General features: G+C 74.1%; 17 protein-coding genes. 9 read left to right on the top strand and 8 right to left on the bottom strand.

The genetic code is table 11. From position 1 onward, the window contains the following. On the top strand, window positions 1-787 hold a 787-nt coding region (locus GV126_RS01110; RefSeq protein ID WP_236569822.1), incomplete at its 5' end, for a 3-hydroxybutyrate dehydrogenase. A gap of 76 nt (window positions 788-863) precedes the next feature. Then, on the top strand, window positions 864-2,933 hold the full coding sequence (locus GV126_RS01105) for a helix-turn-helix domain-containing protein (protein ID WP_159662011.1): 2,070 nt from the start codon (window positions 864-866) through the stop codon (window positions 2,931-2,933). A 93-nt stretch (window positions 2,934-3,026) separates the two neighbouring features. On the opposite strand, the gene GV126_RS01100 is transcribed toward GV126_RS01105, so the two are convergent. Continuing rightward, window positions 3,027-4,427 (bottom strand): MFS transporter, encoded by a 1,401-nt coding sequence (locus GV126_RS01100; protein WP_201299782.1) that lies wholly within the window; start codon window positions 4,425-4,427, stop codon window positions 3,027-3,029. Between the two features lie 460 nt (window positions 4,428-4,887). Here GV126_RS01100 and GV126_RS01095 point away from each other — a divergent pair, with 460 nt between their 5' ends. The 3 genes from GV126_RS01095 to GV126_RS01085 all read left to right on the top strand — a co-directional run bounded on the left by GV126_RS01095 (window position 4,888) and on the right by GV126_RS01085 (window position 8,201). Continuing rightward, the gene (locus GV126_RS01095; protein ID WP_159673173.1) at window positions 4,888-6,249 is read left to right on the top strand and encodes a sugar transferase; all 1,362 of its coding nucleotides are present in this window, start codon (window positions 4,888-4,890) and stop codon (window positions 6,247-6,249) included. Between the two features lie 165 nt (window positions 6,250-6,414). Next, on the top strand, window positions 6,415-6,993 hold the full coding sequence (locus GV126_RS01090) for an LbetaH domain-containing protein (protein ID WP_159673171.1): 579 nt from the start codon (window positions 6,415-6,417) through the stop codon (window positions 6,991-6,993). Next, on the top strand, window positions 6,990-8,201 hold the full coding sequence (locus tag GV126_RS01085) for a glycosyltransferase family 4 protein (RefSeq protein ID WP_159662009.1): 1,212 nt from the start codon (window positions 6,990-6,992) through the stop codon (window positions 8,199-8,201). Before GV126_RS01090 ends, GV126_RS01085 begins: the two co-directional genes overlap by 4 nt. A gap of 189 nt (window positions 8,202-8,390) precedes the next feature. On the opposite strand, the gene GV126_RS01080 is transcribed toward GV126_RS01085, so the two are convergent. Together GV126_RS01080 and GV126_RS01075 are read right to left on the bottom strand one after the other, a co-directional pair. Next, window positions 8,391-9,602 carry a glycosyltransferase family 4 protein gene (locus GV126_RS01080; protein WP_159662008.1) on the bottom strand — a complete coding sequence of 404 codons (1,212 nt, stop codon included), beginning with the start codon at window positions 9,600-9,602 and terminating at the stop codon, window positions 8,391-8,393. Window positions 9,603-9,633: 31 nt separating this feature from the next. After that, window positions 9,634-10,614, bottom strand: a complete 981-nt coding sequence (locus tag GV126_RS01075) for an NAD-dependent epimerase/dehydratase family protein (protein WP_159662007.1) — start codon at window positions 10,612-10,614, stop codon at window positions 9,634-9,636. Window positions 10,615-12,550: 1,936 nt separating this feature from the next. On the opposite strand from GV126_RS01075, the gene GV126_RS01065 reads away from it, so the two are divergent. Beyond that, the gene (locus tag GV126_RS01065) at window positions 12,551-13,417 is read left to right on the top strand and encodes a metallophosphoesterase family protein (protein ID WP_159673169.1); all 867 of its coding nucleotides are present in this window, start codon (window positions 12,551-12,553) and stop codon (window positions 13,415-13,417) included. Continuing rightward, window positions 13,407-14,087, top strand: coding sequence for a 4'-phosphopantetheinyl transferase family protein (locus GV126_RS01060; protein WP_159662006.1), 681 nt, complete (start codon window positions 13,407-13,409; stop codon window positions 14,085-14,087). The genes GV126_RS01065 and GV126_RS01060 overlap by 11 nt, the downstream gene beginning before the upstream one ends. A gap of 45 nt (window positions 14,088-14,132) precedes the next feature. Here the strand turns inward: GV126_RS01060 and GV126_RS01055 are convergent, their stop codons facing one another. From GV126_RS01055 to GV126_RS01045, 3 genes are all read right to left on the bottom strand, one after another. Continuing rightward, window positions 14,133-14,363 carry a hypothetical protein gene (locus GV126_RS01055; RefSeq protein WP_159662005.1) on the bottom strand — a complete coding sequence of 77 codons (231 nt, stop codon included), beginning with the start codon at window positions 14,361-14,363 and terminating at the stop codon, window positions 14,133-14,135. Between the two features lie 126 nt (window positions 14,364-14,489). Next, window positions 14,490-15,050 (bottom strand): toxin-antitoxin system, toxin component, encoded by a 561-nt coding sequence (locus GV126_RS01050; protein ID WP_159673167.1) that lies wholly within the window; start codon window positions 15,048-15,050, stop codon window positions 14,490-14,492. A gap of 40 nt (window positions 15,051-15,090) precedes the next feature. Further along, complete coding sequence (locus tag GV126_RS01045) at window positions 15,091-15,747, bottom strand: helix-turn-helix domain-containing protein (RefSeq protein WP_159662004.1); 657 nt, start codon at window positions 15,745-15,747, stop codon at window positions 15,091-15,093. Window positions 15,748-15,972: 225 nt separating this feature from the next. Here GV126_RS01045 and GV126_RS01040 point away from each other — a divergent pair, with 225 nt between their 5' ends. Then, window positions 15,973-16,647, top strand: coding sequence for an MmyB family transcriptional regulator (locus GV126_RS01040; RefSeq protein ID WP_185947204.1), 675 nt, complete (start codon window positions 15,973-15,975; stop codon window positions 16,645-16,647). A 272-nt stretch (window positions 16,648-16,919) separates the two neighbouring features. On the opposite strand, the gene GV126_RS01035 is transcribed toward GV126_RS01040, so the two are convergent. Together GV126_RS01035 and GV126_RS01030 are read right to left on the bottom strand one after the other, a co-directional pair. Continuing rightward, complete coding sequence (locus tag GV126_RS01035; protein WP_236569821.1) at window positions 16,920-17,792, bottom strand: cache domain-containing protein; 873 nt, start codon at window positions 17,790-17,792, stop codon at window positions 16,920-16,922. 87 nt (window positions 17,793-17,879) lie between these two features. Further along, window positions 17,880-18,584: a FadR/GntR family transcriptional regulator gene (locus GV126_RS01030; RefSeq protein WP_159673163.1), complete on the bottom strand. Its 705-nt coding sequence runs from the start codon at window positions 18,582-18,584 to the stop codon at window positions 17,880-17,882. A gap of 234 nt (window positions 18,585-18,818) precedes the next feature. Between GV126_RS01030 and GV126_RS01025 the strand changes: the two genes are divergently transcribed. Continuing rightward, on the top strand, window positions 18,819-19,841 hold a 1,023-nt coding region (locus tag GV126_RS01025), incomplete at its 3' end, for an ABC transporter ATP-binding protein (RefSeq protein WP_159662003.1).

The raw sequence follows: 19,841 nt of genomic DNA, 5'->3' as shown, positions 1-19,841 counted from the left end.
CGCCCACCCGGCCCCCCGCGATCCCTCACTCGACCTCGGCGGCCGCACCGCGCTCGTCACCGGCGCCGCCGGCGGCATCGGCCGCGCCTGCGCGCTCCGGCTGGCCGCCGCGGGGGCGAAGGTCAGAGCGGTCGACCGGGACGCGGCGGGCCTGGCCGCGCTCGCGGAGCAGTCGGCGACGCTCGCCGGCTCCCTGGAACCGCACGTGCTCGACCTCACCGACCTGGACGCCGCCGAGCAGGCGGCCGCCGGCACCGACGTGCTCGTCAACAACGCCGGGATCCAGCTGGTGCGGCCCATCGAGGACTTCCCGCCCGACGTCTTCCACACGGTGCTGACCGTGATGCTGGAAGCGCCCTTCCGGCTCATCCGCGGCGCCCTGCCGCACATGTACGGGCAGCGGTGGGGCCGGATCGTCAACATCTCCTCGGTGCACGGGCTGCGCGCCTCCGCCTACAAGTCGGCGTACGTGGCGGCCAAGCACGGCCTGGAGGGACTGTCCAAGACGGCCGCGCTCGAAGGCGCACCGCACGGCGTCACCTCCAACTGCGTCAACCCCGCCTACGTCCGCACCCCGCTGGTCGAGAAGCAGCTCGCCGACCAGGCACGGACCCACGACATCCCGGAGGACCGCGTGCTGAGCGAGGTCCTGCTGCAGGACACCGCGGTCAAACGGCTGATCGAACCGGAGGAGGTCGCGGAGGCCGTGGCCTATCTGTGCAGCCCGCAGGCGTCCTTCGTCACCGGCACCTCGCTGGTGCTCGACGGCGGCTGGACCGCCCACTGACCTGCCCGGCCGGTGCCCGCCGCGGAGTTTTCCACAGGCCCCGGCGGGTGACGGACGGATGCGCGATCCTGTGAGCATGTCCAGCGATCACCCGAACTCCGCCGGCCGCCCCGCGGCCCAGGCGCCACCGTCCACCGCCCAGGCGCCGCCCGCGGCTGTCGACGCGGTGTCCGCGGCCGGTGATGCGGCGCCCGTGGCCGTCGACGCGGTGCCGCCCGCCGACGGCGCGCCGCAGACCGGCGGCAGTGCCCAGCCGGAGGGCAGCGCCGGGGCGCCCTTCCTCGAGCTGCTGGCCCAGGGCGCGCCCGCCGCGGCGTACGAGCAGCCGGTGCTGCTCGCCCGGGCCGAGGGCCGGCCGGCCGCGTGGATCGCCGCGCTGGAGCACGCCAAGCTGCTCGCGCTACGCGTGCGCGCCGAGCTGGAGGGCCGCCGGCGCCGCGAGGCCGAGCTGTCCGCCCTGTTCGAGACCGCCCACGACCTGGCGGGACTGAGAGACCTGGACTCCGTGCTGTCGGCCATCGTCCAGCGCGCCCGTTCCCTGCTCGGCACCGACGTCGCCTACCTCACCCTCAACGACCCCGCCCGCGGCGACACCTACATGCGCGTCACCGAAGGCTCGGTCGCCGCCCGGTTCCAGCAGCTGCGCCTGGGCATGGGGGAGGGCCTGGGCGGTCTCGTCGCCCAGACGGCCCGTCCGTACGTCACCGAGGACTACTTCAAGGACGCCCGCTTCCAGCACACCGGCACCATCGACGCCGGCGTCCAGGACGAGGGCCTCGTCGCCATCCTCGGTGTCCCCCTCATGCTGGGCCCGCACGTCATCGGTGTGCTGTTCGCCGCCGACCGGCGGGCACGGGTCTTCGAACGGGAGCAGATCGCCCTGCTCGGCTCCTTCGCCGCCCTGGCCGCCGCCGCCATCGACAGTGCCAACCTGCTCACCGAGACCCGTGCGGCCCTCGCCGACCTGGAGCGCGCCAACGAGATCATCCGCGACCGCAGCGCGGTCATCGAACGCGCCTCGGACGTCCACGACCGGCTCGCCGAACTCGTGCTGCGCGGCGGCGGTGTCCACGACGTGGCCGCCGCGGTCTCCCAGGTCCTCGCCGGCACCGTGGAGTTCACCGAGACCGGCGACGCACCGGCCGGCCCCCTGGAGGCGTCCCGGGTCGAGGGCCACGCCGTGCGGCACGGCGACGACTGGATCGCCGCCGTCGCCGCCGGCGGCGAACTGCGGGGCGCGCTCGTGCTGCGCGGCCACCGCGACCTCGACCCCGTCGACCAGCGCACCCTGGAGCGCGCCGCGATGGTCACCTCCCTGCTGCTGCTCGCCCGCCGTTCGGCCGCCGAGGCCGAACAGCGCGTGCGCGGGGAACTGCTGGACGACCTGCTCGGCGCCCGCGCCCGCGATCCGCGCCTGCTGCGCGAGCGCGCCGCCCGGCGGCGCGCCGCCCTCGCCGCCCCCCACGTCCTGCTCGCCGCCCGCCTCGACATCCCCGCCGCCGACGCCGAGCAGGAGGCCGCCGCCCGCCGCCGCCTGTGGTCCGCGGCCTCCCACCTGGCCGCCACCCGGCACGGCCTGGCCGCCGCCCGCGACGGCGGCACCGTCCTGCTGCTGCCCCTGCCGCGCGGCGCCGGCGCGACGGAGCTGGCCCGCCGCACCGCCCACCACCTCGGCACGGCCGTGCACGAGGCGGTCACCGTCGGGGCCTCCGCCCCCGTGGCCGACCTGGCCGCACGTCCCGAGGCCGCCACGGCCGCCTACGCGGAGGCCCGGCGCTGCCTGGAGGCGCTGCTGCTGCTGGGCCGCACCGGCGACGGGGCCGCCGCCGAGGACTTCGGCTTCCTCGGCCTGCTCCTCGCCGGGGACCGGGACGTCGCCGGCTTCGTCGAGCGCACCATCGGCCAGGTCGTCGCCTACGACCGGCGCCGCGGCACGGACCTCATACGCACCCTGGAGGCGTACTTCGCCAGCGGCGCCAGCCCCGCCCGGACCAAGGACGCGCTGCACGTCCACGTCAACACCGTCGCCCAGCGCCTGGAACGGGTCGGCCGCCTCCTCGGAGAGGACTGGCAGAGCCCGGCGCGCGCCCTGGAGATCCAGCTCGCGCTGCGCCTGCACCGGCTGTCCGCCCCTGCACGGAGCTGACCCCCGTACACGCGAGCGCGCGTACGGGGGTCGGGACCCACCGGGCGGGGCGAGGCGCCGGGCCCCGGGTCCGGGCCCCGGACCGGGGCGGGCTCAGGCGGGACGCGCGTCGGCGGTGGGCGCGGGCGCGTCCGCGGTGCCGTCCTCGGGCTCGACGGCGGCCAGGTCCCGGTGCCGGGTCTCCTGCGCCACGCCCACGGCGATCAGGGTCAGGACCGCCGCGGCGATCACGTACAGGGCGACCGGCGTGCCGGAGTCGTAGTCGGACAGCAGGGCCGTCGCGATCAGCGGGGCGGGCGCGCCCGCGGCGACCGAGGCGAACTGCGCGCCGATGGACGCCCCGGAGTAGCGCATCCGGGTCGCGAACATCTCGGAGAAGAACGCCGCCTGGGGGGCGTACATGGCGCCGTGCAGCACCAGACCCACGGTCACCGCGATCACGAGGCTGCCGAAGCCGCCGGTGTCGATGAGCCGGAAGAACGGGAACATCCACAGCCCGACCCCGGCGGCGCCCAGCAGGTACACCGGCCGGCGTCCGATCCGGTCCGAGAGGGCACCCCAGGCCGGGATGACCGCGAAGTGCACGGCGGAGGCGATCAGCACCGCGTTCAGCGCGGTCTGCTTGGAGACACCGGCGGAGGTGGTGGCGTAGACGAGGATGAAGGCGGTGATCACGTAGTAGCTGATGTTCTCGGCCATGCGGGCGCCCATGGCGACCAGCACGTCGCGCCAGTGGTGCCGCAGGACCGACACCAGCGGCAGCTTCTCGGCGCCCTCTGCGGCACCGGCGGCCCGCACCGCCGCCTTGCGTGCCTCGGCCTGCGCCAACGCCTGCTGGAAGACGGGCGATTCGTCCACGGACAGCCGGATCCACAGGCCGACCAGGACCAGCACTCCGGACAGCAGGAACGGGATCCGCCAGCCCCAGTCGCCGAAGGCGCCGTCGGACAGCACGGCCGTCAGCAGCGAGAGCACCCCGGTGGCCAGCAACTGCCCGGCCGGCGCGCCCGTCTGCGGCCACGAGGCCCAAAAGCCGCGCCGCCGCGCGTCCCCGTGCTCGGACACCAGCAGCACGGCCCCGCCCCACTCACCGCCGAGCGCGAAGCCCTGGATCAGCCGCAGCGTGGTGAGCAGCACCGGAGCCGCGGTGCCCACGGTGGCGTGGGTGGGCAGCAGCCCGATCGCGAAGGTCGCCCCGCCCATCATGAGCAGGCTGAGCACCAGCAGCTTCTTGCGCCCCAGCCGGTCGCCGTAGTGCCCGAACACCAGCGCGCCCAAGGGTCGTGCCGCGAACCCGACCGCGTACGTCAGGAACGACAGCAGCGTTCCCACCAGCGGGTCGGAGTCCGGGAAGAACAGCTTGTTGAACACGAGCGCGGCGGCGGAGCCGTACAGGAAGAAGTCGTACCACTCGATGGTGGTGCCGATGAGGCTGGCGGCGACGATGCGGGGCAGGTGGGACGGGGCTGGTGGAGCGGGCGCTGGGGAGGACATCGGCACCACTTCCTGGCGTGGGACGGGGACGTTTGCGTGTCGCCACACCGTAGGAACGCGCAGGTCAGCGGCGTATGTGGCGGGACACCATAGTTCGGGGCGTGGGAGTGCGTGCGCCCACCATGAAGGCGCTGCCGGGACGGCCGTGGTCAGGGGCTCCGGGACGACCGCGGCCGGCGCCGCGCCGAGCCTGCGCTGTCCGGCGGAGGGGGACGGACCGAGTAAGAGTGAGTAAATCGGACATAAATGTCTATCCCTTGATATAAAGATCACTTGACGGCGTGTCCAGCCCTTGAGCGGATGGTGTTGCCGCGCCGGTCGTCTGAGATTGGAGCTTCTAAGGAGAAGCATGCGGCCCTTCAGAATCGCGGCATCGCGGCAGGCACCGGTTTCCGCGTCGCACCGGTCGGCCCATCCGGAAGGCACCCAGGCACGCTGGTACGGGCCCCTGTCCATCGCCGTGGATCTGACCGGCGCGGCCCTTCCGGTCGCCGCGGCGATCGTGGAGGTCCGCGAACCCCACCCGCTGCGCCTGGCGGCCGTCGCCGCCCTGGCGTGGCCGCTGATCCGCGTCGCCGGCAAGCGGTACACCTCCGCGGCCTGGGGTGACGGCGGTGGCCTGGCGGCCGTCCTGAGGGACTGGCTGCTGCTGGTCGGCGCGCTGGCGACGGTGCGGGTGCTGTGCGGACTGGGGAGCGTGCCGGCCGAGGCCTTCACGGCGCTGATCCCCGCGCTCGTCCTCACCGCGGCCTGCCACCACCTGATCCACCGTCATCTGCGGGCCTCCCGCCGCAAGGGCCGCGCCCTGCGCCACGTCGTCGTGGTCGGGGAGAGCACGACCATCGACGCCGTCGTCGGCCAGCTGGCCCAGCGCACCGACCACGAATACGTGATCGTGGGGTGCTGCCCGGTGGGGGAGGGCGACGTACTCTGCGGGGTCCCCGTGTACGTGCGGCTGCCCCGCGCGGAGCCGGAGGACGCCGAACAGGACGCCGCGACGGTGCTCGAAGCGGCGGACGCGCTCGGCGCCGACCTCGTCTTCGTGGCGCCGGGCCCGCACCTGTCCGGCCAGCGGCTGCGCCGACTGTCCTGGGTGGTGCACGACCGGGGGTGCCCGATCGTCGTGCTGCCCGGCATCGTCGAAGTCGCACGCCGGCGGGTGAGACTGACCTCGGCGTCGGGCCTGACCCTGCTGCACATCGCCCCGCCGCTGCGCCGTGGCATGCCGAGCGTGCTCAAGGAGGCCGTGGACCGGGTGGGTGCGCTGCTGTTGCTCGTGCTGCTCTCGCCGGTGCTGCTCCTGCTGGCGCTGGCCGTGCGGCTCGACTCACCCGGTCCGGCCTTCTACCGGCAGATCCGGGTCGGCCAGAACAACACGCCCTTCGCGATGTGGAAGTTCCGCACCATGGTCGTCGACGCCGATCGCCTGAAGGACGCGCTGGAGGCGGCGAACGAGAACGACGGCCACATGTTCAAGATGCGCCGCGACCCCCGGGTCACGCCCCTGGGACGCATCCTGCGCCGCTACTCGCTCGACGAGCTGCCCCAGCTGTTCAACGTCCTCCTCGGCCACATGTCCCTGGTGGGCCCGCGCCCCCCGGTGCCGGAGGAGGTCGTCAAGTACAACCCGGTGGAGATGCGCCGACTGCGCGTCAAGCCGGGCCTGACCGGGCTGTGGCAGGTCAGCGGTCGGTCGGACCTGTCCTGGCACGAGACCGTCTCGCTCGACCTGCGCTACGTCGACAACTGGTCCCCGGCCATGGACATCAGCGTCATGGCCCGCACCGTGCGCGCGGTGCTGAACGGCCAGGGCGCCTACTGAGCGTCCGCCATCCGGGCAAGCCTGCCGCCAACACGCCTGGACCGACCGCGGATCCGGCACCCGGGGCATGAAGGATCACGCATGCGCACGCCTCGGCCCTCGGGAAGGGACACTGTCATGGCGCCGACCGCAGCCACCCCACAACCCGGTGACGTCGCACCGGACATGACCCACCGGCCCGACACGGCCCACCGGCCCGACACGGCCCACCGGCCCGTCGTGGAACGCTCCCTGCGCGGCTTCACCGGCGCCGGCTACGACAAGGGGCGCCCCCTTGTCGTGCAGGCCGCCTGGTTCGCCGTCCTCCACCTGGTCTTCGTCAAGTGGTGGTGCCCGGCCCGCTGGCGCCCGGTGCTGCTGCGCGCCTTCGGCGCCCGCGTCGGGCAGCGCGTGCTGATCCGGCACGGAGTACGGGTGCACTGGCCGTGGAAGCTGGAGATCGGCGACGACGTGTGGATCGGTGAGGGCGCCTGGATCCTCAACCTCGAACCCGTCACGATCGGCAGCGACAGCTGTGTCTCCCAGGGCGCGCTGCTGTGCACGGGCAGCCACCGCCGCCGCAGCGCCACCTTCGAGTTCGACAACGGCCCCGTCCGGCTGGAGCCGGGCAGCTGGGTGGCGGCCCGGGCCGTCGTCCTGCGCGGCGTCACCGTCGGCCGGGGCGGCGTGGTGGGCGCCGGCGCCGTCGCCCACCGGGACCTCGCACCCGGCGCGGTCCTGACGGCGAAGGGACGCACGGCATGAGACTGCTCCACGTGGTCACGCTCCTCAGTGACGACGGTATCTTCGGCGGTCCGCCGAGCGTCGCGCTCGCCCAGTCCCAGGAGCTGGCCACCCGCGGCCACGACGTCACGCTGATGGCGCTGTGGCGGGGCAGGGGCCGGGGGCCGGACCGCATCGGCGCCGTCCGGCTGCGCACCCGCCCGTCCCGTACGCTGCTGCCGGCGCCGGGCTGCATCGGCCTGCTGCATCCCCTCCTCGTACGCGACCTGTGGCGGGCCATGGGCGACGCCGACGTCGTGCACGTCCACGCGGGCCGCGACCTGGTCTCCCTGGCCGCCCTCGCCGTCGCCGCCCTGCGCCGCGTGCCGTGTGTGGCCCAGACCCACGGCATGGTCGAGCCGCGTTCCGCGCTCCCCGTCCGGCTGTTCGACCTGCTGTACCTGCCGCTGCTGCGCCGGGCGCGCGTCTGCTGCGCCCTCACCGCACAGGAACGCGAGCGGGTGGCGCGGGTGCTGGGTCCGGACGGGCCGCCGCTGCGGATCCTGCCCAACGGCATCCGGCCGGACCCGCCCGAACCGGAGCCGCGGCAGCCGCGCGCGCCCCATGTGCTGTTCCTGGCCCGGCTGCATCCCCGCAAGCGCCCCGAGGCCTTCGTGGAGATGGCCGCGCTGGTCCACAAGGAGATGCCCGAGGCCCGCTTCACCCTGTACGGTCCGGACGACGGATCGCTGCCCGCCGTGCGCCGGCTCATCGACGAGGGCCCCGCGGGGGTGGTCCGCTACGGCGGGGCACTCCATCCGGCCAAGGCGCACGAGGCCTACCGGACGGCGGCCGTCCATGTGCTGGCGAGTGTGAACGAGCCGTTCGGCATGACCCTCATCGAGGCGCTGGCGGCCGGCACACCCGTGGTGTGCACCGACACCTGCGGCATCGCCGAGGAACTGGCACGCCAGGGCGCCGCCCTCGTCACCGACGGCAGCCCCGAGGCCATGGCGGCGGCGGTGTGCCGGCTGCTCGGCGACCCGGAGCTGTGGACGCGGATGGCGCGGGCCGGCCGCCGCGTGGTCGAGGAGGTCTACTCCATCGCTGCCGTGGCGGACCGGCTGGAGGAGATGTACCGGGGCGGCGGCCGGGAGGAGCCGGCCGGCCCGGGCGGCACGGCGCGCGGGTACGACCGGCCGACGGCCGCACCCCGGCGGGAGCAGGCCACGCCGGACCCGGCCATGTGACGCTCGGGCGCGGAGGCGACCCGCGACGGTGATCCGACGTTCCGACACGCCGGTGGTCCGATCGCCGCCCCGAACAGCGCCGCGGCATGCGCGCGGCGTGAGGCGGGGCGGCGATCGGGCCACCTGAGGGGCGCCGGCCACGAGGGAGGGGATACCGGATGCGGTCGGCCTGCCGCACCCGGCACCCGGTCAGGGATGGCGACGCCGTCCGCCCGCGCGGCGCACGCCGCGCAGGATCTCCTCGAAGCGGGTGGCGCAGCCCTCCAGGGCGAACTCCCGCTCGGCCAGCGCGCGGCTCTCCTTGCCCAGCCGCTCGGCCCGGGCCGGGTCGGACAGCACCTCGCGGACCCAGGCGGACGCATCCCCCAGCGCCGACTCCTCCGGCGGGAAGACCGCCGACCCCGCCTGCCGCAGCAGCCGCGCGGCCAGGTTGTCGGCGGGCATCAGGCCGAGCACCGGCCGCCCGGCGCACAGATACGACAGCGTCTTGGACGGGACCGAGAACTGCCCGGCGTCCGGATCCAGCAGGACGACGAGGACGTCGCCCGTGCCCAGCACCTCGGGCAGGCGCTCATAGGGCTGGAAGGGGAGCAGGGTCAGCTCGACGCCCCGTGCCGCGGCGGCGTCCCGCAGGACGGGTACGGCCGGGCCGTCGTTGACGACCACGAGCCGTACCGGACTGCCCTGCTCGCGCAGCCGCTCGGCCAGCCGCACCAGCAGCACCGGGTTGTGCTTCAGCCCGAGCGTGCCCGAGTACAGCACCGTCCGCACGCCGTTCAGACCGTGCTCCGCCGACCAGGCGTTGGCCCGTGCCACCGGGACGATCTCGTCCAGCGGGGCCCAGTTGGGAATGACGGTGACCTTGTCGGCGGTGCCCCACTGCTCGTGGACCCGCACGAACGAGTCGGCGATCACCACGATCGCCGCGGCCTGCCGCGCCGCCCACTTCTCGCCCGCCCCGAACACCGTGGCGGCCACGCCCATCGACCGGGCGACGTCGGCGGCGGCGAAACTCTTCAGCGCCACCGCGGTCACGTCCTGGTGCCACAGCACCCAGGGGATGCGCAGCCTGCGCAGTACGGCCGCGGTGACGACCAGGACCGGGACCGGCAGGTTGGACAGCAGCGCCACGTCGGGCTTCTCCCGGCGGACCTGCCGCGCCAGCTCCAGACCGAGCCGGGTCTCCTGGCCGAGCCGGCGGATGTAGGCGTCCTTGCGCAGCCTGAGACCGTCCCCGATGGTGGCGAAGCGCAGGCCGGCGACGTCCGCGGCGAGGTTGCCCTTGCCGGAGACGTAGGCCGTGCACGTGGAGTGGACGACCTCGTGACCGCGGCGCGCCAGCTCCCGGCTCAGCTGGGCCTGGAAGGGGTGGCCGCTGTAGTCGTGGACGAGGATCCTCATCGTCTCTTCCGTCCTCGCAACGGGCCGGGGGTCACTGGTGGGCGCGCTTGACCTGGTCGTAGACCCACGCGTAGGTCCGCTCCAGGCCGTCCACCAGGGAGATCGACGGCTCCCAGCCGTAGATCTCGCGGATGAGGGTGTTGTCGGAGTTGCGCCCGCGCACGCCCTGGGGGGCGTCCAGCCGGTAGCTGCGCTCGCAGCGGATGCCCGCGATGTGCTCGACGATGTCGACGAGCTGGTTGATGGTCACCAGCTCCGAGGAGCCGAGGTTGACCGGTACGCCGCTGTCCCCGTTCATGATCATCTGGGTGCCGTGCAGGCAGTCGTCGATGTACATGAAGGAACGCGTCTGCAGGCCGTCGCCCCAGATCTCGATCCGGTGGTCACCGGAGAGCACCGCCTCGGCCACCTTCCGGCACACCGCGGCGGGGGCCTTCTCCCGGCCGCCGGCCCAGGTGCCGTGCGGGCCGTAGACGTTGTGGTAGCGGGCGACGCGGGTGGTGAACCCGTAGTCCTCCGTGTAGTGGCGGCACATGCGCTCGGAGAACAGCTTCTCCCAGCCGTAGCCGTCCTCGGGCTGCGCCGGGTAGGCGTCCTCCTCGCGCAGCGCGGTGACGTCCGGGTCGGTCTGCTTGCCGGCGGCGTAGACGCAGGCGGAGGAGGAGTAGAAGTAGCGCTCCACCCCGGCCTCGTGCGCGGCCTGCAGCATGTGCGTGCTGGTCAGGACCGACATCATGCAGGCGGCCTTGTTGTTCTCGATGAAGCCCATGCCGCCCATGTCCGCGGCCAGCATGTACACCTGCCGCGCGCCCTCGACGCCCGCCCGCGCGTTCTCCAGGAGCGACAGGTCGGCGATCACGTTGTCCGCCGCGTCGTGGAGCTGGTACCACTCGTCGCGGGGCTTGATGTCGATGGAGCGCACGCTCAGCCCCTGCGCCAGCAGGGCGCCCACGAGGTGCCCCCCGATGAATCCCCCGCCACCGGCGACGACGACGTCGACCTGCTTGCCCATGGGCCACTCCTCTGCTCGGAGATCGGATGATCTGATGCGCATCATCAATGCATATATGTCGTGATTTGCGGCAAATGGCGCGCCGCCCGATCTCCTGAGTCACCCGATGACGGTGCGGTGCGAACGGCCGCGCACGGCCCGAGGATTCGCGCGCGCCTGTACGGCTCGTCGAGGCGGAGGCGTTATAACCCTGCTGATGAGCTTTCAGGCGAAAAATCCGGTTTGCGCCCTGCCTTCGCGGCGGGAGACCCTCGTCCGCGCGGCGCGGCGGGAGACTCGCGTCCGCAGCGTGGCCGCGGTCTCCCTGTGGTCCGTGGCGCTGCTGCTCGTGCTGCCGGTGCTGGTCCTGCGGTCGGCCGGCGGCCACATGTCGCCGGCGCTCGCCGTGCAGGGCGTGGTGGTGGCGCACACCGGTGTGGCCCTCGTCCGCGTGCTCACCGCGACGACGGTGCGGCTGGTCGCCCTCGGGTTCTGGGTCTTCGCCTACATCTGGCTCGGCCTCGCACCGCTGGCGCAGCTCGCCACCGACACCTACCCGTGGGACTACCGGACCGGCCAGGGGACCGCGCTCGCGGCCGTCGCCGTCGTCGAACTCGGGCTCCTCGCCCACAGCGCGGGCGCCCTCGTCGCCGCCCGCCGGGAGTGCGCCCGCACGGCCGGGCCGTTCGTCCCCGCGCCGGGACCGGTGGAACGGCTGCTGTCCCGCCGTCTCGCGCCGTGGCGCGTGCTGGCGCTGTGCGGGCTCGCCCTCACCCTGGCCGTGTTGCTCGTCCCCGGCCAAGCGGGCGGTGTCACCGCCTACTTCACGAGCCGTCAGGCCCTGCGCGAGGCGGGCCTCGAGGACGGCTCGGACGGCGCCTTCCTGGCGGTCCTGCGCAGCTGGTCCCTGTCCGTGCCCGCGTTCTGGGCGCTGCTCGGCCTGCTGCGGGTACCGCGCACGCCCGGCGGCGACCGCCTGCTGCGCGGCATCCGCCGGCTGCTGCTGCCGCTGCTCCTCGCGCTGAACGTCGTCGTCAACAACCCGATCAGCAAACCGCGGTTCTGGGTCGGCACGGTCCTGCTGACCCTGCTGTTCACCGTGGACCGGCTGGGCCGGCCGCGCGCGTTCCGCGTCATCGCGGCCACCCTCATGGCGACCGTGCTGCTGGCCTTCCCCTACAGCGACTACTTCCGCTACAGCGACCGCGAGCAGTTCACCGTCGTCTCCCTGTCCGCCCAGTTCACCGCCAACGGCGACTACGACGCCTTCCAGCAGGTGCAGACCGGCATCGACTACGCGCGGGAGCAGGGCTTCTCACCGCAGAACGCATTGGGCCCCGCGCTGTTCCCCGTCCCGCGCTCGATCTGGCCGGACAAACCGGAGGACACCGGCATCGCCCTGGCGCGCTACGCGGGCTACGACTTCCTCAACCTCTCCGCGCCCCTGTGGATCGAGAGCTACCTGTGGGCCGGCCCGCCCGCGGTGGCCGCCGTGTTCTTCCTGCTCGGCGCGGTGGGCCGCCGCATGGACGACGTACGCCACCGGCTCTGCGACCGGGCGGGCACCCTCGCGACCCTCCTGGTCCCTGCCTTCGCCTTCTACCAGATGGTCTTCCTGCGCGGCAGCCTGCTCGGGATCATCGGCCCCCTGACCCTGCTGGTGGCCGTTCCGCTGCTCATCACAGCCCCCGCCGCCCGCGCGTCCCGATCCGCCCCGGCGGCGCTGCCGAGCTCGCCCCGCTTCTGTGCTTCCCCACCCTTGAGAGCCTCGGGACCGGTGCCTGATACACCCCGGGAGGGAAAAAGATTCCGCCATGTGCCGCAGCGGACCCGCGGCCCCGGCCCTCGGCCGCCCAGGTGCGGTTGCCTCGCGCCGCCCGGTGTGGTCTCGTGGGCGCGAGTGTGCGAACGGCGGCGTGAGCGGCAGAGCGACCAGAGGCGGACAGGGGGGCGAGCGGTGACGGGACGGGCCGGCGGGAGCGGGCGGTTGCTGGCCATCAGCGATCTGCACATCGGCTACGCCGAGAACCGGGCGCTGGTCGAGAAGATGGCGCCCGGGACGGACGACGACTGGCTGATCGTGGCCGGGGACGTCGCGGAGACCGTCAGCGACATCCGCTGGGCGCTGAAGACACTGGCGGGCCGCTTCCGCAAGGTGCTGTGGGTGCCCGGCAACCACGAGCTGTGGACCCATCCGCGGGATGCCGTCACGCTGCGGGGCGTCGCCCGCTACGAGTATCTGGTCGAGCTGTGCCGGGACCTGGGCGTGACCACCCCCGAGGACGAGTACCCGGTATGGGACGGCCCCGGCGGGCCGGTGGCCGTGGCGCCGCTGTTCCTGCTGTACGACTACTCCTTCTTGCCCAAGGGCTGCACCACCAAGGAGGAGGGCCTGGCCTACGCGCACCGCACCGGTGTCGTCTGCACCGACGAGCACCTGCTGCACCCCGACCCGTACCCGAGCCGTGAGGCGTGGTGCCGGGCCCGCGTCGCCGCGACCGAGCGCCGGCTCGTCGCCCTGCCCGCCGACCTGCCCACCGTGCTCGTCAACCACTACCCGCTGCACCGGCACCCCACGGACGTCCTGTGGTACCCGGAGTTCGCCCAGTGGTGCGGCACCCGGCTGACCGACGACTGGCACCGCAGGTTCCGGGTGGCGGCGATGGTCTACGGTCACCTGCACATCCCGCGGAGCACACGCCACGAAGGCGTCCGCTTCGAGGAGGTCTCGCTGGGATACCCCCGCGAGTGGCGCAAGCGGCCGCAGCCGCCGGGCGGGCCGCGCACCATCCTGCCGATCGAGGACGGTACCGGTGATCGATGAGCTGCTCCCGGAGCCGGTGGTGGCCGTGGAGACGTACGGGAACGACGGGGCCGCCGAGGCGGCGCTGTACCCGCAGGAGCGGGCGGTCGTGGCGCGGGCCGTCCCCAAGCGGCGGCGGGAGTTCGCCGTGGTGCGGGCCTGCGCCCGCCGCGCCATGGAGAAGCTCGGCGTGCCTGCCCGGCCGGTGCTGCCGGGGGAGCGGGGCGCCCCGCGCTGGCCCGAGGGCCTGACCGGCAGCATGACCCACTGCGACGGCTACGGCGCCGCGGCCCTGGTCCGCACCGCGGACCTGGCCTCCCTCGGTATCGACGCCGAGCCCCACGCCCCGCTGCCGGACGGGCTCCTCGAGGCGATCGCCCTGCCCGAGGAGGCCCGCCGGGTGGCGCGGCTGGCGGAGCGGCATCCCACCGTCCACTGGGACCGGCTGCTGTTCAGCGCGAAGGAGTCCGTCTACAAGGCGTGGTTCCCGCTGACCGGCGTATGGCTGGACTTCGCCGAGGCGGACATCGACCTCCGCCCGGCCCCCGGCACCCCGCACACCGGCACGCTGCGGGCCCGGCTGCTGGTGGCGGGACCGGTCCTCGGCGGCCACAGGCTCGACTGCTTCGAGGGCCGCTGGACCGTCGGCGGGCGTCATGTGGCCACCGCCGGGACCGTGCCGCACCCCTGACCCGCCGGCAGACCGAACCCGTCACCCACGTCCCCCGGTTCTCCGTCACGGCTGGGCGCACCAGTCGCGGACGAGCCGGAACAACCCCTCCTCGTTGCCCGCCAGACCGGCACGGTCCAGGGCCCGCTCGGCCTCCGCCAGGACCGAGGGCGGGACCAGGGGCGGCCGGCCGCCGGCGGCCGGAGGGCCGGCGAAGCAGGCCCGTACGGTCTGCAACAGGCGGACGTAGGCCCGGACGGCGGCGCGCTCGTGATCGGGCAGGACGGCGGGCGGCATGGGTCGCTCTCCCCGGTTTCGGCTCACACGGTCACACGCCCGGCCCCGGGCACCCGGACCGCGCGATGCCTCCAGCTTGCCGTCCACCACTGACAATCCCCCCGCCCCTGGCCGGGGTTCGCCCGCTCAGCGCAGCGGCGGGCCCTCGCCGTCCCCCCCCAGGCGCCGGCCCAGATAGCCCAGCGCCGTCTCGATGCGCCCCGCCAGCCGGTCCCGCTGCACCGGCCGCCGCAGCGACGAACCCGCCAGCCAGGCACGGCACTTGCTGGCCAGCAGCACACCGAAGCTCTCGGCTTCCTCCTCCTCCGTGCGCTCGAACCCGCTGCGCGCGGCCACCTTCTGCACGGTGGCCGGCAGGTCGGCGTCCTCGTCCAGCAGGCGGGCGGCCACGGCCGCGCCCTCGACGTGGTGACCGCCGTGACCGGCCTGCATGTGCCACAGTTCGTGCCCGAGGATCACCAACTGGTGGTCCGGCGCGGTGCGTTGCTCGACGAGGACGAGGTCCTGGTCGGCCATGTCGAGCCACAGCCCGCTGGCGGTGCCGGGCGGGAAGGCGGCCGTACGGAACACCACCGGCCGCCCGCGGCGTCTGCTCATCGCCGTGCACAGCGCGGTGTACAGGTCCTCCGGCGGGGCCGGCTTCGGCAGCGTCAGCTCGGCGACCAGTTCGCCGCACAGCCGCCGCATGTCCCTGTCGATGCCCACGGTCCTCCCCAGCTTCACGGCATCACGACTCGGGTCGCTTCACGCTCTCCAGAAGCATGTCCAGCCATTCGGCGACCTTGTCCCGGTGCCGGTCGGTGGGCAGCTGCGCGGCGCGCCGGGCGATCCCGCGGACCCCGTGGTTCTGCAGCAGCCGCTCCAGCGGGTCGTCGGCGGCCGCGGCCGCCTCGCGCTCGCGGTCGGCCAGCCGTTGCAGCAGCTCCTGCTCGGTGCGTTGCAGCGCGCCCGCCAGCGCCTCGGGGTCCTCGGCGGTGAGGAAGCCGGCGTGCACGCGGAAGAAGCGCTGGATGGCGTCGCAGTGCTCCATGGTGGGGCGCCGGTCGCCGTTGATGAGAGCACCGGCCTGCTGCCGTGACATGCCGGCGCCGTCGGCGATCTCCTGCTGGGTGTAGCGGCGCCCGTTGGGCTTGAGCCGGGTGCGGCGCAGCAGGTCGAGGCGTTGCAGGAAGCGGGCCTGCACGTCCGGCTCGCCCGCGGGCCGCCCGCTCAGCAGAGCCCGTACCACGGGCTCGGGCACGCCGCGGGCCACGGACAGCCGGCCGATGTCGAAGACCTCCGCGTGGGGCACGCCGAGCCGGGCGGCGAGCGCGGTGACGCGTGCGACGACCGCCGGCAGCACAGCCGACACCGTGGTGCCCGGATCCTCGATGCCATCGGTCACCGACAGATCTCCTACGTCTCTCACAGGCTTCTCACTGGGCGGGGCGCCGTGAACTTCCCGGAGAGTAGCCCGTCGCTCGAACTCACATCCAGGTCTCGCCACAACTGTGGCCAATTTCAGCCGTCAACCGTCCGTGAATGCCACGATAGTTGACACGACTCGCGTCCGACCAGCAGGATCAAGGCGCCGCGTGAAGGCCGCAGAGGCAAGAGGGGTGACCTCCCGATGGCATTTCAGGCAGGAGGGAAGCGGCCGGCGCCGCGGCCCGTTCCCGTCCGTTCCCAGGCGCAGGACTACCTGCAGGACTACGCCGCGTTGCTGGAGGCCGTCTCCTTTCCCTCGTTCGTCGTCGACCACCGCTGGGACGTGGTGCTGAGCAACAGCGCCTTCACCGCGCTCTTCCGGGGCGTCGGCCCGCACCCGACGGCCATGCCGGGCGACAACTTCCTGCGCTTCGTCCTCTTCCACCCGGAGGCGGGCACCGTCCTCGGCCCCGACCACGAGGCGCGCTGGTGCCTGCCGATGCTCGCCCGGTTCGCGGCCGCCCTGGACCGCTGCGGCCCCGACCCGGGGCTGCAGGCCCTGCGCCGGGACATCGCCCAGGACCCGATCATGGAGGCCGCCTATCGGCAGGGCGTGCCGCACTGGCTGCGGGTGGCCGGCGAGGAGGCCGCCGCGTCCGACGGCGCCGTCCGCCCGCTGCGCCACCCCGACCCGCGCCGGGACGTCACCGACTGCCGGATCGTCGAGGAGACCCCGGCGACGCTGCGGGACCTCGGATACACCCGGCTCACCCTGGTCCTGCGCGAGCCGCGCCGCGCGGAGGCCGCCCCGCGCAGGCCGCGGCGCGCCCGCCGGCCGGCGGGGCACCTGAGCGTGGTGCCCGCGCCCGAGGTCTGAGCCGGCACCGTCGGCGTTCAGGTCGCCGACGGCGCCGGGCTCATCCCGGCTCACCCGCCGCCGCGCCGACAGCGGCTCGCCCGCTGCCGCGCTCATCCGGTTCACCCGCTACCGGGTTGATCACGGCCCGTCCGCTGCTTGACTCCTGCCGGCTGTCCCACTGCCGGGTTCTTCTCGGCTCGCCTGCCGCCGGACTGATCCCAGCTCGCCTGCTGCCGGGCTTGTCCCGATCGCCTGCCGCCGGGTTCACGCCGGTTCACCCGCCGCCCGGTTCATCGCGGTCCGCCCGTCGCCGGGCGTGCGCCGGCTGACCCGCCCTCACCGGCCGCCGGCTGCCGCTCGTCCAGCACGAGGACCAGCGGCACGCCCGCGCACGGCACCAGGGTCCGGCCGTCCCGGGCGGTGGCCCGCGCCCCGGCCAGCACCGTCGCGAAGTCGGTGCCCCGGGCGAGGGAGCCGGTCAGATGTGCCGGATCGGCGGCGGCGGCCACCCGCCCCCGGGCGCTGACCAGGTACGCGGGCCCGGGCAGCGCCCGCAGCAGCGGCAGCGCCACCGCCTCGAAGTGGCGCAGGTACACGTCGGCCGCGGCCACCCCCGCGAACCGGCCCGCCACCACCACCGGTTCCGACAGCGTCAGGCTGTACTCGTCGGAGCACAGGTAGTCGACGTACGGTCCCGCCACGGCCCGCCGCCCGGTGTCGCGGGGCAGCGCGAACCAGTCCCAGTGCGTGTAGTCCGCGTACGCCGACCGCCCCGGATCGAGGTCGGGCAGCAACGGCCGCACCTCGCCCTCGCCCGCGCTCTGCCACCACTCCAGCCAGGCCCGGACGTCGCCCAGCAGCCCCGGGGCGGCCACGAAGCCGATCCCGGACACCAACTCCCGCCGCGCCAGCCGCCGATGCAGCCCGGGCCGCAGCGCGGCGAGGTCCGCGGTCACCGGCCGCCGGCCGTCCGCGACCACCCGGGCCAGCAGCGCGGCCGTCTCGGCACGGGTCTCGGCGACCGCCTCGAACACCGCCTCCAGCGCCCGGCCCACCCGCGCCGCGGCGCGCGTCGCCGCCCGCGCGCCGCGCGTCGCCGCGGGCGCCGGTGTGCGGGCCGGTGGCCCGGCCGGTGTTCCCGCCAGTGCGGGGCTCGTGCCCATGACGCCCTCCAGCGGACGGGGACGGATCCGGTGCGGCTCGGTCCCCGGGACCGGCTCCCGGTCGCCGCGTGCCGGGGCCGGCGGCCCCTACAGCGTCAGCCGCAGGGCGCCCAGGCGCGCCGCCGACTCCTCGACGCACCGCTCGGCCCGCGAGCGGGCCGCATCCGGTGCCCCATCCTGCACGGCGTCCACCAAGGCCCGCTGCCGGTCCGCGACTTCTTCACGATATGCGTCGTCGTCCAGCACGAGGCACAGCAGTGCGCCCAGCTCCGTCTGGAGCGCGACCTGCGCCCGGGTGAGCCGGGCGGACTGCGCCGCGGCGGCCAGCTCGACCTGGAACCGGCCGTAGAGCCGGCTGCGCGGCGCCGGCCGCGCGGCGCCCGCGAACGCGTCCACGGTGCGCAGCAGGTGCTTGAGATCGTCCGGCTCGGTGCGCGCCGCCGCCAGCCGGGCCGCCGCGCCCGACAGCGCCGCCCAGTGGTCACCGAGGTCGCGCAGCTCCTCGCTGCTCCAGCCGCGCAGCCGCGCCCTGAGCCGCTGCGGACCGGGCCGTTCGGGCAGGGAGACGAAGCTGCCGCCGCCCCGGCCGCGGCGGGTGGTGACCAGTCCCTGTTGCCGCAGCGCCATCAGCGCCTCCCGCAGCGTCACCGTGGACACGCCGAGCCGGCCGGCCAGTTCGCTCTCGCCGGGCAGCTGCTCCCCGTCGGCGAGCAGGCCCAGTTCTATGGCGTCGCCGATCCTGCGGACCACCGCGTCCACCCGGGCCCGGGTCTCCACCGGCGCGAAGACCATCGCGCGCGCCCGGTCCGCGCTGCGACCGCCCCCGGCCGCGCCGGCGCGTATCCCGGCCGTGTCGCCGCCGTCCTCCGCGCCCGCGGCGCCCGACGCCCCGCCCTCGACGTGTCGTTGCCTCACGGCCACCACCTCGCTCATTGACCCAAGCTTTGCCCGGAGGCGGTCTTGAGCTTTGAACTATGACTTCATATGTTTCCGTCCAACGTTCATGAGCGCCAGAAGGGTTCCCGCATGGAGGGAAGGGCGGTCCGACTGCAGGGCCTGCGCAAGACGTTCGGGGAGACGGTCGCCGTGGACGGCGTCGACCTGGAGATACGCGACGGGGAGTTCTTCTCCATGCTCGGCCCGTCCGGCTCCGGCAAGACCACGGTGCTGCGTCTGATCGCCGGGTTCGAGACGCCCACCGAGGGCCGGATCGAACTGGCCGGGCAGGAGGTCACCGGCCTCGCGCCCTTCGAACGCGACGTCCACACCGTCTTCCAGGACTACGCGCTCTTCCCGCACATGACGGTGGAGCAGAACGTCGCCTACGCCCTGAAGATCCGCAAGGTGCCCAAGGCCGAGCGGCTGCGGCAGGCCCGTGAGGCGCTCGCCCAGGTCCGCCTGGAGGGCTACGGCTCCCGGCGGCCCGCCCAGCTCTCGGGCGGCCAGCGCCAGCGGGTCGCGCTCGCCCGCGCCCTGGTCGGCCGCCCCCGCGTCCTGCTGCTCGACGAACCCCTCGGCGCCCTGGACCTGAAACTGCGCGAGCAGATGCAGCTGGAACTCAAGGCGCTGCAGCGCGAGGTCGGCATCACGTTCGTCTTCGTCACCCACGACCAGGAGGAGGCCCTGACGATGAGCGACCGCATCGCCGTCTTCCGCCAGGGCCGCCTCGAACAGGTCGGCACACCCGCCGAGATCTACGAACGTCCCGCGACGTCCTTCGTCGCCTCTTTCGTCGGCACCTCCAACCTGCTCGGCGGCGAGGCCGCCCGGCGCGTCCTGGGCACCGACGGCACCCACAGCATCCGCCCGGAGAAGATCCGCGTGCTGAAGGAGTCCGCCATCGCCGACGAGCCCGGGCACGCCACCGCCACCGGCACCGTCGCCGAGGTGGTCTACCTCGGCGACAGCACCCGCTTCCTGGTCGATCTCGACGCCGGCGGCCGCCTCACCGCGCTCCAGCAGAATCTGGAGACCTCCGCCGAGGACGTCGCCGCCTTCCGCGGTGCCCGGGTCCGCCTGGCCTGGCACCGCCGTCACACCGTCCCCGTC

It is taken from the genome of Streptomyces mexicanus, from assembly GCF_902506575.1.
Classification (GTDB): domain Bacteria; phylum Actinomycetota; class Actinomycetes; order Streptomycetales; family Streptomycetaceae; genus Streptomyces; species Streptomyces mexicanus.
The sequence above is the reverse complement of the archived record's forward strand: the minus strand, read 5'-3'. Positions and strand labels throughout refer to the sequence as shown.